Here is a 15580-nt window from a genome sequence, read left to right as displayed (position 1 = left end):
TCACTATCGCTTCCCCAGCTCCCCCAGCTCCCCCAGCTTCCCCAGCTCCCCCAGCTTCCCCAGCTCCCCCAGCTTCCCCAGCTCCCCCAGCTTCCCCATCTCCCCTTAACAGCCAGCTTGCGCCATAATTGATTAAGAAGAGTTACTATGTATAAAATTTTCTCAAGTTTTATCCCGCCATCACTGCCTACCCCGAAACAATCCTTAATCGATGCCCAACTGCCCACGAGGAGAAGATGCCGCCGATTCTATCTCATTGTAGATCAAGCCCTGTATCATCATTATCATTAAAACGCTTCCGCCGATTATTAAGACAGTCGTTATTATCCTCAGACTCTCTTATTACTTCTTTGAGGTAAAAATTCTCGGCTTGGCAGCGCTAGACGCTGACTGGTATCTACCCCGATAGATATAGCCAATCATACTATTGTATTGCTCAGGATTGCTGACTAGAGGAGCAAATTCTGCCTCTACCTTAGGCTGTGAAGCCCATCCTGACGCTGATTCACCCTCTCCAGAAGGAAAAGCATGACGACTCAAACCTATACAACTCCCACCTATCTATTACCAGACTTAGTTGAAATTCAGCGAGCCAGTTTTCGCTGGTTTCTTGAAGCAGGGTTAATTGAAGAACTCAACAGCTTCTCACCGATTAGTGACTACACAGGTAAGCTGGAACTCCACTTTGTCGGCAAAGACTATAAGCTCAAGCGTCCTAAATACGATGTGGATGAAGCCAAGCGGCGAGACAGCACTTATGCCGTGCAAATGTATGTACCCACTCGCCTGATCAACAAAGAGACAGGTGAGATTAAAGAGCAAGAAGTCTTTATTGGCGATCTGCCCCTGATGACCGATCGCGGTACGTTTATTATTAATGGTGCCGAGCGGGTCATTGTCAATCAAATTGTCCGCAGTCCCGGCGTATACTATAAGTCGGAAATCGACAAAAACGGACGCCGTACCTACTCCGCGTCTTTAATCCCCAACCGAGGCGCTTGGTTAAAATTTGAAACCGACAAAAATGATTTAGTCTGGGTTCGGATCGACAAAACCAGGAAACTGTCTGCCCAAGTTCTCTTAAAAGCCCTGGGACTCTCAGACAATGAAATTATCGATGCCCTGCGTCACCCCGATTATTATCAAAAGACTTTAGACAAAGAAGGCAATCCCAGTGAAGAAGAAGCCCTGATGGAGCTATATCGCAAGCTCCGTCCAGGTGAACCGCCGACAGTAAGCGGGGGTCAGCAGTTATTAGACTCACGCTTTTTCGACGCCAAACGTTACGATCTCGGTCGTGTCGGTCGCTACAAAATTAACCGCAAATTGCGCTTAAATGTTGCCGATACAATCCGCGTGCTGACGCCCCAAGATATTATGGGCGCGATCGATTACCTGATCAACCTGGAATTTGATATTGGCAGCACCGACGATATCGACCATTTGGGGAACCGTCGGGTTCGTTCCGTGGGTGAACTCCTGCAAAACCAGGTTCGGGTGGGATTGAATCGCTTAGAGCGAATCATTCGGGAACGAATGACCGTTTCTGATTCCGATACCCTAACCCCCGCCTCCTTGGTCAACCCCAAACCCCTAGTCGCCGCCATTAAAGAATTCTTTGGCTCATCTCAGCTATCCCAGTTCATGGATCAGACCAATCCCTTAGCTGAGTTAACCCACAAACGCCGTTTATCTGCCTTGGGACCCGGTGGCTTAACCCGAGAACGGGCAGGGTTTGCCGTGCGAGATATTCACCCCTCTCACTATGGACGAATTTGCCCCATCGAAACGCCAGAAGGACCCAACGCCGGACTAATTGGTTCCTTGGCAACCCATGCACGAGTTAACGCTTATGGCTTTATTGAAACCCCCTCGTACCCCGTAGAAAATGGGCGGGTGATCAAAGACAAAGCACCGCTTTACATGACCGCTGATGAAGAGGACGACTTGCGCGTTGCTCCTGGTGACATCCCCATGGATGAAAATGGCTATATCATGGGCGAATCCGTTCCCGTGCGCTATCGCCAAGAATTCACCACCACCACCCCTGATCAGGTAGACTTTGTGGCGGTATCTCCGGTGCAAATCATCTCCGTGGCAACCTCACTCATTCCCTTCCTGGAACATGATGACGCCAACCGCGCCCTGATGGGTTCAAACATGCAACGGCAAGCCGTCCCCTTGTTGCGTCCAGAGCGTCCCTTGGTGGGTACAGGGTTGGAAGCCCAAGCCGCACGAGATTCCGGCATGGTGGTTGTCGCCCGGAAAGCTGGCGAAGTCGTTTATGTGGATGCCACCAAAATTCGCGTCCAAACCGCTCCCAGCACCCCCGCTTTACCGGGAGACAGTACAGAGACAGCCCAAACCAGCGAACCAGAAATCATTGAATACGAAATCCAGAAATATCAGCGGTCTAACCAAGACACCTGCTTAAATCAGCGTCCGTTAGTTTTTTACGGAGATGACGTAGAAGCGGGTCAAATCCTAGCTGATGGTTCAGCCACCGAAGGAGGAGAACTGGCATTAGGACAGAACATTCTGGTGGCATATATGCCCTGGGAAGGCTACAACTACGAAGACGCCATCCTGATTAGTGAACGACTGGTGTTGGATGATGTGTACACCAGTATTCACATTGAAAAATACGAAATTGAAGCCCGACAAACTAAGCTGGGTCCCGAAGAAATTACCCGTGAAATTCCCAACGTGGGGGAAGATTCGCTGCGCCAACTCGACGAACAAGGGATTATTCGGATCGGGGCATGGGTAGAAGCCGGAGATATTCTCGTCGGTAAAGTGACACCCAAAGGCGAATCCGACCAACCCCCCGAAGAAAAGCTACTCCGGGCAATTTTCGGGGAAAAAGCCCGGGATGTGCGGGACAATTCCTTGCGCGTTCCCAACGGTGAAAAAGGTCGGGTTGTGGATGTCCGCATCTTTACCCGTGAGCAAGGTGATGAACTCCCCCCTGGTGCCAACATGGTAGTGCGCGTCTATGTGGCACAGAAGCGCAAGATTCAGGTGGGTGATAAAATGGCAGGTCGTCACGGCAATAAGGGGATTATTTCCCGGATTCTGCCGATGGAAGATATGCCCTACCTCCCTGATGGCACTCCCCTTGACATTATTCTCAATCCCTTGGGCGTTCCCAGTCGGATGAATGTCGGTCAAGTCTTTGAATGTTTACTGGGATGGGCGGGTGAAAACTTAGACCTGCGATTTAAAATGATTCCCTTTGATGAAATGTATGGGGAAGAAGCATCCCGACTGACTGTTCACGGCAAACTTCAGCAAGCGCGGGAAGAAACTCAGCAAGATTGGGTATTTGATCCAGAAAATCCGGGCAAAATCCAGGTGTTTGATGGTCGCACGGGCGAAGCCTTTGATCGTCCGGTGACCATCGGTATCGCCTACATGTTAAAACTGGTTCACTTGGTCGATGATAAGATTCATGCTCGTTCCACCGGACCGTATTCCCTGGTTACTCAGCAACCGTTGGGTGGTAAGGCGCAGCAGGGCGGTCAGCGATTTGGTGAAATGGAAGTTTGGGCATTGGAAGCCTTTGGCGCGGCTTATACCCTGCAAGAGTTACTTACCGTGAAATCAGACGATATGCAGGGTCGTAACGAAGCCCTCAACGCCATTGTCAAAGGTAAGGCAATTCCGCGACCCGGTACGCCAGAATCCTTTAAGGTGTTGATGCGAGAACTTCAATCCTTAGGATTAGATATTGCCGTTCACAAAGTAGAAACCGATGATGATGGCTCCAGCCGTGACTTAGAAGTCGATTTGATGGCAGATGGCGATCGCCGTCGTACCCCCAGCCGACCCACTTATGAATCCCTCCGCAGTGAGGAACTCGAAGAAGAAGAGTTATAAGTTCTCCGTGTTGAGTGTAGAGATGTAGCATGCTATGTCTCTACATTCAAAACTCAGATGTAGCTACGTCTGTACGCTCAAAACTCGCAACCCTGGAAGATGAAACAGCAACAAGAACAGCGCTTTGACTACGTAAAAATTGGAATTGCCTCTCCGGAGCGCATCCGTATATGGGGAGAACGTACCCTACCGAATGGTCAAGTTGTAGGGGAAGTGACGAAACCAGAAACGATTAACTATCGCACGCTCAAACCCGAAATGGACGGGTTGTTCTGTGAGCGGATTTTTGGTCCAGCCAAAGACTGGGAATGTCACTGCGGCAAATACAAACGAGTTCGTCATCGCGGGATTGTTTGTGAACGCTGCGGCGTGGAAGTCACGGAGTCGCGGGTACGACGACATCGCATGGGGTTCATTAAACTGGCGGCTCCTGTGGCGCATGTCTGGTATCTCAAAGGAATTCCCAGTTACCTGAGTATTCTCTTGGATATGCCGTTGCGGGATGTCGAGCAGATTGTTTATTTCAATGCTTATGTGGTTCTGAGTCCAGGGAATGCTGAAAATCTCAGCTATAAACAGCTATTGACTGAAGACCAATGGCTGGAAATTGAGGAGCAACTCTACAGCGAAGACTCCGAACTCAATGGCGTAGAAGTGGGCATTGGTGCAGAAGCTCTACAACGACTCTTGCAAGATGTCAACTTAGACGACGAAGCCGAAAAACTGCGCGAAGACATCAGCAACGCCAAAGGTCAAAAGCGGGCAAAGCTGATTAAGCGGCTGCGGGTGATTGATAACTTCATCGCCACCGGGTCGCAAGCCGAGTGGATGGTGCTGACGGTGATTCCGGTTATCCCGCCGGATTTGCGCCCCATGGTTCAGCTCGATGGTGGACGCTTTGCGACTTCAGACTTGAATGACTTGTATCGCCGGGTGATCAACCGCAATAATCGCTTGGCACGCCTCCAGGAAATCCTCGCCCCAGAAATTATTGTCCGCAACGAAAAGCGGATGCTGCAAGAAGCGGTCGATGCGCTGATTGATAATGGACGCCGAGGACGCACGGTGGTTGGTGCGAATAATCGGGCATTAAAGTCATTGTCGGACATTATTGAAGGGAAACAGGGTCGATTCCGCCAAAACCTCTTGGGGAAACGGGTCGATTACTCCGGACGTTCGGTAATCGTCGTTGGTCCGAATCTGAAAATTCACCAGTGCGGTTTACCCCGCGAAATGGCGATTGAACTGTTTCAACCCTTTGTGATCCATCGCCTGATTAGTCAAGGGTTAGTCAATAACATTAAAGCCGCCAAAAAACTGATTCAGCGCGGTGACGCCAGCGTTTGGGACGTGCTAGAAGAAGTGATTGCTGGTCATCCCGTCTTGCTCAACCGAGCGCCAACGCTGCACCGCTTAGGGATTCAATCCTTTGAACCGATTTTGGTTGAAGGTCGGGCGATTCAACTGCACCCCTTGGTCTGTCCCGCCTTTAACGCGGACTTTGACGGTGACCAAATGGCGGTTCACGTTCCCCTGTCTTTGGAATCCCAAGCCGAAGCCCGATTGTTAATGTTGGCGTCCAATAATATTCTCTCTCCAGCAACAGGACGTCCGATTGTCGCACCGAGTCAGGATATGGTGCTGGGTTGCTATTACCTCACCGCCGAAAATCCCCACGCCACAAAAGGCGCGGATCGCTATTTTGCCTCTCTCGATGATGCAATCCGAGCCTTTGAACAAAAGCAGGTCGAGTTACATGCTTACGTCTGGGTGCGTTTTGATGGCACGGTACAGAATGGTAAGTCGGATGATGAGCAGGTGATTTCCTCAGAAACCTCCTCAGATGGGATGGTGACGAAAGTATACAAAGACCGCCGAGTCCGAGAAACGGCTGATGGAGAACTAATTTCGCAGTACGTTCGCACGACGCCGGGTCGGATTATTTACAACAAAGCCATTCAAGATGCCCTGATGATTACCTGAACCAAAACCCAGGACGAATCACCAAGGACGAATCACCAAGGACGAATGACAAATGACGAATGACAAAGGACAAAAAGAAACGATTTTCTACAATCGAGTCGTTGATAAAGGTCAGCTCAAAAAACTGATTTCCTGGGCGTTTACTAAGTATGGCAGCGCCCGGACTGCTCAGATGGCTGACCAACTTAAAGATTTAGGATTCCGCTATGCCACAAAAGCGGGGGTTTCGATTAGTGTCGATGACTTACTTGTGCCGCCGAAAAAGCGTGAGATGTTAGAAGCGGCAGAAGCCCAGATTCGCGCCACGGAAGCCCGTTACAGTCGGGGGGAAATCACCGAAGTTGAACGATTCCAGAAAGTAATTGATACCTGGAATAGTACGTCGGAAGCCCTGAAAGATGAAGTGGTGGTCAATTTCAAGGCAACTGATCCCTTGAATTCGGTCTATATGATGGCGTTTTCTGGGGCAAGAGGAAACCTGTCTCAGGTGCGCCAATTGGTCGGGATGCGGGGTCTGATGGCTGATCCGCAAGGGGAAATTATTGACCTGCCGATCAAGACCAATTTCCGGGAAGGGTTAACCGTTACCGAATATATTATTTCCAGTTACGGGGCACGGAAAGGACTGGTGGATACCGCCCTGAGAACGGCTGACTCAGGGTATCTGACCCGACGTCTGGTGGATGTGTCTCAGGATGTGATTGTTCGGGAAGTGGACTGTGGGACAAGCCGAGGCATCCAGTTAACCGCGATGACCGATGGCGATCGCGTGCTGATTCCCCTGCAAGATCGTCTCTTGGGGCGAGTCCTAGCCGCTGATGTGCTGCATCCGAAAACCAAAGAGGTGATCGCCAAACGTAACCAAGCCATCTGCGACGATTTAGCCAACGTCATCGGCAAAGCGGAGGTGGAAGAGTTGATGGTTCGCTCTCCCCTAACCTGTGAAGCCTCGCGATCAGTTTGTCAGCATTGCTACGGCTGGAGTTTGGCACATGGGCATATGGTGGACTTGGGAGAAGCCGTGGGTATTATTGCGGCTCAGTCCATTGGTGAACCCGGAACTCAGCTAACCATGCGGACATTCCACACCGGGGGAGTATTCACCGGTGAAGTCGCCCGCCAAGTCCCAGCGGCGTTTGACGGCGTTGTCCGCTTTTCTAGCCGTCTGCGAACCCGGGGTGTCCGTACCCGCCACGGTGAAGAGCGCGAACAAGTAGAAGTCGCTGGCGATCTGATTCTCGAACCGACGAATAAGGGGAAAAGCAAAACCATTCCCGTCACGCCCGGTTCCATCCTCCTGGTTAGCGATGGGCAAGAGGTAAAAGCAGAACAGCTTTTAGCAGAAGTGGCGTTGGGCAAATCTCGCCTGTCTACGGAAAAAGCCGCCAAAGACGTCGCCTCGGATTTGGCGGGAGAAGTGCTGTTTGCCGACTTGATTCCCGAAGAAAAAACGGATCGCCAAGGGAATACGACCCGCATTGCCCAGCGGGGTGGCTTGTTGTGGGTGTTATCGGGAGAGGTGTATAACCTGCCCCCTGGTGCTGAACCCGTGGTCAAAAATGGGGATGCCGTGGAACCCGGTTCTGTGTTAGCAGAAACCAAGTTAGTTAGCCAAAACGGTGGTGTAGTGCGGCTGACACCGGGTAAGCGGGAAATTGACATCATCACCGCGTCAGTACGCCTCGACCAAGCAGCGGTGCGGATGGAAAGTAGTGGGGGTCGTGAACAGTATGTGATTCACACCGCCAATAACCAGCGCTTCTTGCTCAAGGCAACTCCAGGCACAAAAGTGTTAAATAATCAAGTGGTAGCGGAGTTGGTTGACGATCGCTATCGCACCCAAACGGGGGGGATTATTAAGTATGGCGGTGTAGAAGTCGCCAAGCGCGGTAAAGCCAAGCAAGGATACGAAATCACCAAAGGCGGCACCCTGCTGTGGATTCCCGAAGAATGCCACGAGGTTAATAAAGATATCTCGTTGCTGCTAGTGGAAGACGGTCAATATGTGGAAGCCGGGACAGAAGTGGTGAAAGATATCTTCTGCCAATCGGGAGGGATTGTCGAAGTTGTACAGAAGAATGACATTCTGCGGGAAATTGTGATTAAGCCCGGAGACTTGCATTTGGTGGATGACGTTCCTGACGGCTTTGCCTCTGAAGGTCAGCTGGTACATCCGGGTACAGAACCCATTCCGGGGTTAAGCGTGGCAGAACTACGGTATGGGGAAGTCGCCGAGACGCCAGAGGGCATGGCATTACTGCTCAGACCTGTGGTAGAGTTTAACATTCCTGATGAACCTGATGTCCCCTCTCAAGCCTCCATCGACAGTGCCAACGGTTCTACCGAGGGCGGTGAGTCGGATGGTGAGAGTGCGATCGGGATTGAGCTACGGACGATTCAGCGGCTACCCTACAAAGATGGAGAGCGGATCAAGTCTGTTGAAGGACTAGAGTTGCTGCGAACTCAACTCGTTTTGGACATGACTCAGGAGTCCGACGGCGATCATTCCGCCTCTCAGCTTTCAGCGGATATTGAATTAGTCACCACCGAAGAGTCGGATGATCCAGAGGATATGCGGTTGCAGTTGGTGATCCTGGAATCCTTGGTGATCCGGCGCGATACCTCGGCTGATCCCTTAGGGGGAAGTACCCAAACTCGGCTGTTGGTTAACGATGGGGATAAAATTGCACCCAAAGACGTCGTCGCCCGCACCGAAATTCAGTGTAAAGAATCCGGTGAAGTCCGAGGGATTCGCGAAGGGGTGGAAGCCATTCGCCGGGTACTGGTGGTTCGGGATGCGGATCGGATTACCGTTCCCATTAGTGGCACACCTCAGGTGAAGGTGGGAGATTTAGTCGTGGAGACTGATTTCCTCGCCGCCAGTGTGCAAGCCTCCGAATCTGGACAAGTTGTCAAAGTTAACGAAGACTCAGTAACGTTGCGACTCGCACGTCCTTATCGGGTGTCCGCTGGTGCGGTGCTGCAAATTGATAACGGAGACTTGGTGCAACGGGGTGACAACCTGGTGCTGCTAGTGTTTGAGCGGGCAAAGACGGGGGATATTATTCAAGGGCTACCCCGGATTGAAGAACTCCTAGAAGCCCGTAAACCCAAAGAAGCCTGTGTATTAGCCCGACGTCCCGGTGAGACGCAGGTGGTTTATGAGGAAGATGAAACCGTTGATATCAAAGTGATTGAACCGGAAGGGGTGATTACAGATTATCCGGTGAGTCCGGGACAAAACGCGATGGTTTCCGATGCTCAGTTTGTGAAGGTAGGTCAACCGTTAACTGATGGACCGGCAAATCCCCACGAAATTCTGGAGATTTTCTTTAATTTCACCGTGGAAGAAAAGGGAATCTATGAAGGTGCTTTAGCGGGACTGCAAGCCGCACAAGCATTTCTGGTCAATGAAGTCCAATCGGTGTATCAATCCCAGGGAATTGATATCTCGGACAAGCATATCGAAGTGATTGTCCGTCAGATGACCTCGAAAGTTCGGGTCGATGATGGGGGTGATACCACAATGCTACCGGGAGAATTGGTGGAGTTGCGGCAAATTGAGACCGTGAATGAAGCCATGGCAATTACCGGGGGCGCACCGGCTCAATATACGCCAGTATTATTGGGGATTACCAAAGCTTCACTGAATACAGATAGCTTCATCTCCGCTGCTAGCTTCCAGGAAACTACTCGTGTCCTCACCGAAGCTGCGATTGAAGGGAAATCCGATTGGTTACGGGGTCTGAAGGAGAACGTGATTATTGGTCGCTTGATTCCCGCCGGAACCGGGTATAACGCTTATGAAGATCCAACCAGTGGTGTCGATGCTGATTCCGCCAATGGCGGCGCTGAGTATGATTTTGGCGATCTGAATGAGAGTAGTGAGTTCGACCAAGATGATTCCTTAGAAGTGCTAGACGATCGCACGGCTCGCGCTTACAGTATGGAAGAAGAGGATACCAGCGATTTTGAATCGTTGATGCATGAAGAGGAGGAAGAGGATGAGGATGCAGATGATTTGGCTGAGGATTATCTCGAAGAGGATGAGGATGAGGCTGAATAGTCCCTTATGAGTCCTCACTCAAGTGTAAAACCATGAGCATGAAGTAGGGGGTACGATATATCGTACCCCCTACTATTTATAAAAATCGCCAAGAAAACCCCATCCCGTTGTGGGTGAGGATGAGAGGCTCCGCAGGCGACGGGGTTCAATACCCCTTCTGAGTGCCAATAATCTATCGAAGTAACAGTTAGCCTCTGTCAAAACATATAACTTTTTGTGCTAATCTAAGTAGACCAAGGATGTAGGAAGTAAAACCGTGAAGCGTACCGTCTCCATCCCCGTCAACTTACCCCATAAAAGGTTTCTGCCTCTGATGGGGTTTGGTACTGATATTTTTAATCAGCACGTTGACTGGGCATTAAAGGAACGGACGTACAACAAAAACCAAGCTCACAAGGCTTTGTATGCTTCACTCAGATGGCAATATCCCGATGTGCCATCTGCCCTCCTGCAAACGATTCGGGATAACGCAATGGAGGCAGTTAAAGCCACTAAATTCAAGCGCCATCCCCAGAAGAAGCCAACATCAGGATTGCGCTACGACAAGCGCACCATGACACTCAGAGGGCATCAGTTAACCCTCTCGTGCATTGGCAAGCGTGAAAAACTCATCCTGAATGTGCCGGAACACTTCCAAGAAATCTTTGAGACTTGGGAGTTTCGCAGTGGAACCCTAACTTACTCAAAACACAACAAACAATTTTGGGTAAGGTTAGTATTTGAAACGGTTGACCCTCCACAGGTGAAAGGAGAAATACAAGGAATTGACCGAGGTTTGTATCATCAGGCTGTTACCTCTGACGGTCAATTTTTTAGCTCATCCCAAATCCGGGGTGTACAAAGACGCTACTTATACAATCGCCGTCAGCTCCAACAAAAAGGCACTCGTAGCGCCAAGCGTCGTTTAAAAGCGATGTCGGGACGCGAGAAGCGGTTCATGAAGGACTCGAATCATTGTGTGAGTAAGAAGCTAGCCAACCAGCCAGAAATAGCAGTTTTTGTACTTGAAGACTTGTCCAGTATTCGCAATCGGCGACGGGGCAAGAAGATGAATAAGTGGCTGGGGAGTTGGGCATTCTATCAGCAAGAGCAGTTTTTAACCTACAAAGCAGAAGCGTTGGGCAAGCGAGTCGTCCATCAAGACCCTCGCTATACCTCTCAAAAGTGCAATGTCTGCAAACACATCAGGCGAACAAATCGTCACAAGTCTCGCTTTTGTTGTCACAATTGTGGCTATAAGACTCACGCTGACCTTAATGCTGCTCTTAATGTCCGAGACGATTACATTCTCTCTTGTACCCAGCCTGGGACGCAAGAGCAGGCGTCAGTCAATGCGCCCTATGTTTCACTCGAGAGTAATCTCGCCTAGTTACAAGCCCCATCCCCTTGTGGGTGGGGCAGTTGACATCGTACCCCTACAATTGTTGAATCGGATTCGTGACTATCTTGGCAAACATTCCTCTCCGACGCTGGTTTCTCAGTTTACTGACCTGTGTCGTCGCGATCGCACTATCCGCCTGTAACCCTGCACTCTTTACCTCACAAGCCGCCCAGGGATCTCAACTTGTCACCAGTATTCTCAGTGACCCCAAAACCTTTAACTACGCCCTCTCTCAGGAGTCGCCGAATATTTTTGGTTACACTTACGAGGGACTGGTCACTGAAAATGGTGTCACCGGAGAAATTGAACCCTCTCTGGCTAAGTCTTGGGACATCTCCGATAACCAACAGCGGATTGTTTTTACCCTGCGAGAGGGATTAAAGTGGTCTGATGGAGAACCCTTAACGGTTGATGATATTGTCTTTACCTATAACGATATCTATCTCAACGAAGACATTCCCACCGATGTTCGCGACATTCTCAGAATTGGCGAAACGCGCGGCTTTCCCAGCGTGCGGAAACTCGATGAAAGACGGGTTGAATTTACCACACCTGAACCCTTTGCGCCCTTTCTCCGCACCACAGGACTGGCAATTTTACCCGCCCATGCCCTCAAGGATACTGTAACTGAGAAAGACCAAGAAGGAAGACCCAAGTTTATGACCACTTGGGGGGTGGATACCGACCCGGATAAAATTGTGGTCAATGGACCCTATCAACTGGATCGCTACAATACCAATCAACGCTTAGTCTTTCGCCGCAATCCCCATTACTGGCGTCAAGGATCTCAAGGTCAACCCCAACCTTATATTAATCGCCTTTTCTGGGAAGTTGTTGAATCCACCGATACTGCCTTTTTACAATTTCGTTCTGGTGGGTTAGACGCGATTAGTGTATCACCGGATTTCTATTCCCTACTTAAGCGGGAAGAGGAACGCAGTAACTTTAACATTTACGTTGGCGGTCCCACGCTAAGTTCTAGTTTTATTTCCTTCAACCTTAACAAAGGCAGTCGGGACGGCGAACCCTTAATTGAACCGATGAAATCTCGTTGGTTCAATAGCTTGGAATTTAGACAGGCGGTGGCTTATGCAATTGACCGAAGAACGATGATTGATAACTCGTTTCGGGGATTGGGTGAACCGCAATATTCCAATCTTCCGGTACAAAGTCCTTATTATTTGTCTCCCGAAGAGGGACTGCCAATTTACGAATATAATCTGGACAAAGCCAAAGAATTACTGTTAAACGCGGGCTTCCAGTATAACGATGAAGAACAACTCCTCGACGATCAAGGGAATCGAGTGCGTTTTACCTTAATTACCAATGCGGGGAATAAACTGCGCGAAGCCATGGGAGCGCAAATTAAACGGGATTTAGCGAAAATTGGTATGCAAGTGGATTTTAACCCGATTGCGTTTAGTACTTTGGTGGAAAAACTCAGTAATAGCTTAGATTGGGAATGTCATCTCCTCGGTTTTTCCGGTGGCGGATTAGAACCGAATAATAGTGCTAATGTCTGGTCTACTGAAGGCGGATTGCACAGTTTTAATCAAAAACCAACCGTTGGTCAACCGGAGATTCAGGGGTGGGAAGTGGCGTCTTGGGAGAAGGAGATTAATGATCTCTATGTTAAAGGGTCTCAAGAGTTAGATGAACAGAAGCGCAAAGCCATTTATGGTGAAGCCCAACGCCTGATTAAAGAACACTTACCTTTTATTTATTTGGTGAATCCTCTATCTATGACGGCTGTGCGCGATCGCGTGGAGGGGATTGAGTATTCGGCTTTAGGGGGCGCGTTCTGGAATATCCACGAATTGAAGATTTCTGAAGATTAAGGGGAATTAGGGGGGAAATCTGACTGCTAGTTTTATGGATGGTTCAAGAAACATCGCACTCCATACCCAAATCTGATCAGCACGCGATTGTCTTCGAGGGACTAAAGTCAGCTATTTACCGATAAATGAACAACAAAACCCGCCTAGAGGGTTGAAACCATTGCAAGAAAGCCTATTCCCTATTGCCTCTCCCCACCACAAGACTTATTCAGCAGCCCCTAAGTAAACAACAAAACCCGCTATAGCTACCTAAGAACCCGACTCTAAACGGCGTTGCCACTCAGCATCAATTTGGTCTTTGCGTTGCAAATCTTGATCCAGTAAATCCTGTTCACTGGTATACACCACATCCTCTTGCCCAATTACAGTTTGCGCCGCAAACTGTTGGGCATACGCCAGCTTTTTCTGTAAATTGGCATCACCTTGAGCCAGCGCTAATACTTCCTGCTGTCGTTGCTGATTTCGGGCTGCGATTTTACTATTTTTCCGTTGAATCCAGAAATAACGAATCAAAGGAATCGCTAAAAACCCAATCCCGTACCCCAGTAAAAACCAGTAAATTGACGCGACAAACGCCACCAATCCACCTATTTCGGCAGCAAGTTCGCCTCCTCTTAATAGAGAACCCAGCATCAACGCACCGACAATATTCACGCCGCCTAACCCAATTGCCAGTATCTTTTGTCCACTGGTAGCCGCACTAAAGCGCCAAGGCTGTTCTTGCAGGTAAGAGGGAACAGGCTGAGGATGTTGCTGTTGTGCAGTTGTCTGTAAATCGGGGAAGTGATAGATAATTTCTCCATCGGGACTAACTTCTGGACGCCCATTAAAACGGCTGAGAACGGGTAACATATAGTCCTCATATTCCCGTTGATAGCCTGTACCAATATCATCCAGATACGGAGCAATCTGTTCGGCTGTAACCGCACCGCCGGAATTGCGAATCACTGTGCCGATTTCTTGCCAGCGCCGTTCTTCTAAATCCGCATTGGGATTACCATCGCCAAACAGGAATGAGAAAATTGACTCCAGAAAATTCATCTGCTTACTCTCAGCCGAATTCCAGGAGGTGCGCCGTTGTCGATGGCGTTCGTAACTGGGATCAAAAAACCAAAAGATGTCGGGTCCAATCCAGAAGCGGGGCATAAAAAACATGCCGCCGCCTCGATTAGAACCCCCGTTACCGCCACCACCCGAATCACTATCGCTGCTGGAACTGATACTGATGACGATAATCGAAATGGCGAGAAAAATTAAGACAATTGAAAGTAAGAGGAGAAGCCCGAAGGAAATCCGAATCAGGTAAAATAAGACACGCCAAATTTTTGACCACCATTCCTGCAATCGTAATCGGAGGAATTTGTTTCGCAGGTTTGTCCGAAAGTTCTTGGGGAACAGGTAGGCAATTTCACCTGACTCGGCGACTTGCAAATGTCCACCTGCATCGGAGGCTAGCGCTAGTAATCCTCGTTCGGCTAGATTGATATTCAATCCCGCCTTAGCCGCTACGTCACCCACGGTGACGCGATAGCCGAGCTGCTCAACGCTATTCATTATTTTGGGATCGGGAGCCATAGTTGTTATTGTAAAGTTTTCTGTAGTCTCTATCTCAAGTATAGAAGTCTGGCTCAGGCTTGAGATTTACAGAAAGCCGAACTCGGATACAAAAGGGTTTGAGGAACAGTAACTAGGGGCTGCTGAATAAGTGATGGGGTGTAGGGGTGATGGGGTGTAGGGGTGTAGGGGTGTAGGGGTGTAGGGGTGTAGGGGTGTAGGGGTGTAGGGGAGCTTCGCTCAGAATGATATTCGATAACGCAACTTGGTATAAATGGATGAATCTCGCGATCGCACCCCAGTTACCAACATGCGATCGCACTCTTAATTAACTAGCTTGCTGAGACTCCTCTAAGAACGGATAATCCGTATATCCATGCTCATCACCCCGATAAAAGGTAGAGCGCTCATAATCGTTTAGGGAAGCATTCAGTTTAAACCGTTTGGGTAAGTCAGGATTGGCAGTGACATCCTCCCACACCAAATTGAAAATTATGGTGTGGGCTTCCCCCAAATCACTTTGAGGATTTCCTGGTTATTCCCTTTCGGGGTTGCGCCACTTGGATGGTTTTGGCTTTCGCCAACCCCCGGTAGATCGGCTGCACAGGCACTTTCGATTCCCGTCTGTCCAACGGTACTGATTAGCTCTATTCCTCGGTTTCTGATGACTTGACCACTAGCTACGTCGCGGTCAGTTTTAAAACCGCAATGGGGACAATCATGTACCCGGTAATCCAAGTCTTTTTTGACTTCACCTTTACATTCAGGACACTCCTGAGAAGTGCCTCTGGCATCAACAACACCAAAAAACTTTCCACGCTTCCAGCACACATATTGGGTAATGGTGCGGAATTGACCAAAACCCGCATCAAGCATTTG

The 15580-nt window shown here is 49.5% G+C and carries 8 protein-coding genes; 5 read left to right on the top strand and 3 right to left on the bottom strand.

The features are described from left to right. Positions 1 to 528: 528 nt before the first annotated feature. The 5 genes from rpoB (at position 529) to RIG66_RS33380 (ending at position 13147) form a co-directional block, all read left to right on the top strand. On the top strand, positions 529 to 3879 hold the full coding sequence (gene rpoB / locus RIG66_RS33400) for a DNA-directed RNA polymerase subunit beta (RefSeq protein WP_446384354.1): 3351 nt from the start codon (positions 529 to 531) through the stop codon (positions 3877 to 3879). Between the two features lie 99 nt (positions 3880 to 3978). Beyond that, positions 3979 to 5862: a DNA-directed RNA polymerase subunit gamma gene (locus RIG66_RS33395; RefSeq protein WP_446379087.1), complete on the top strand. Its 1884-nt coding sequence runs from the start codon at positions 3979 to 3981 to the stop codon at positions 5860 to 5862. A gap of 52 nt (positions 5863 to 5914) precedes the next feature. Further along, positions 5915 to 9928, top strand: coding sequence for a DNA-directed RNA polymerase subunit beta' (locus RIG66_RS33390; RefSeq protein ID WP_446384352.1), 4014 nt, complete (start codon positions 5915 to 5917; stop codon positions 9926 to 9928). Positions 9929 to 10184: 256 nt separating this feature from the next. Next, entirely contained in the window at positions 10185 to 11297 is a 1113-nt protein-coding gene (locus RIG66_RS33385; protein ID WP_446384350.1) for an RNA-guided endonuclease InsQ/TnpB family protein, read from the top strand. A 77-nt stretch (positions 11298 to 11374) separates the two neighbouring features. After that, positions 11375 to 13147, top strand: a complete 1773-nt coding sequence (locus RIG66_RS33380; protein ID WP_446384372.1) for an ABC transporter substrate-binding protein — start codon at positions 11375 to 11377, stop codon at positions 13145 to 13147. Positions 13148 to 13396: 249 nt separating this feature from the next. Here the strand turns inward: RIG66_RS33380 and RIG66_RS33375 are convergent, their stop codons facing one another. The 3 genes from RIG66_RS33375 to RIG66_RS33365 all read right to left on the bottom strand — a co-directional run. After that, positions 13397 to 14722 (bottom strand): hypothetical protein, encoded by a 1326-nt coding sequence (locus tag RIG66_RS33375; RefSeq protein WP_446384348.1) that lies wholly within the window; start codon positions 14720 to 14722, stop codon positions 13397 to 13399. Between the two features lie 307 nt (positions 14723 to 15029). Further along, complete coding sequence (locus RIG66_RS33370; protein WP_446384346.1) at positions 15030 to 15215, bottom strand: hypothetical protein; 186 nt, start codon at positions 15213 to 15215, stop codon at positions 15030 to 15032. After that, positions 15194 to 15580: zinc ribbon domain-containing protein (locus tag RIG66_RS33365; protein ID WP_446384344.1), on the bottom strand; the 387-nt coding region annotated here is incomplete at its 5' end. The genes RIG66_RS33365 and RIG66_RS33370, both read right to left, overlap by 22 nt.

It is taken from the genome of Coleofasciculus sp. E2-BRE-01 (genome assembly GCF_040221695.1).
In the GTDB taxonomy this organism is placed as follows: domain Bacteria; phylum Cyanobacteriota; class Cyanobacteriia; order Cyanobacteriales; family Coleofasciculaceae; genus Coleofasciculus.
Note: the sequence above shows the minus strand (reverse complement) of the source record. Positions and strands in the feature narration are given on the sequence as shown.

Bases quoted from the DNA above. Each gene is read 5' to 3' on its own strand.
- rpoB (WP_446384354.1), top strand. From the start codon at position 529: ATGACGACTCAAACCTATACAACTCCCACCTATCTATTACCAGACTTA.
- RIG66_RS33395 (WP_446379087.1), top strand. From the start codon at position 3,979: ATGAAACAGCAACAAGAACAGCGCTTTGACTACGTAAAAATTGGAATT.
- RIG66_RS33390 (WP_446384352.1), top strand. From the start codon at position 5,915: ATGACGAATGACAAAGGACAAAAAGAAACGATTTTCTACAATCGAGTC.
- RIG66_RS33375 (WP_446384348.1), bottom strand. From the start codon at position 14,722: ATGGCTCCCGATCCCAAAATAATGAATAGCGTTGAGCAGCTCGGCTAT.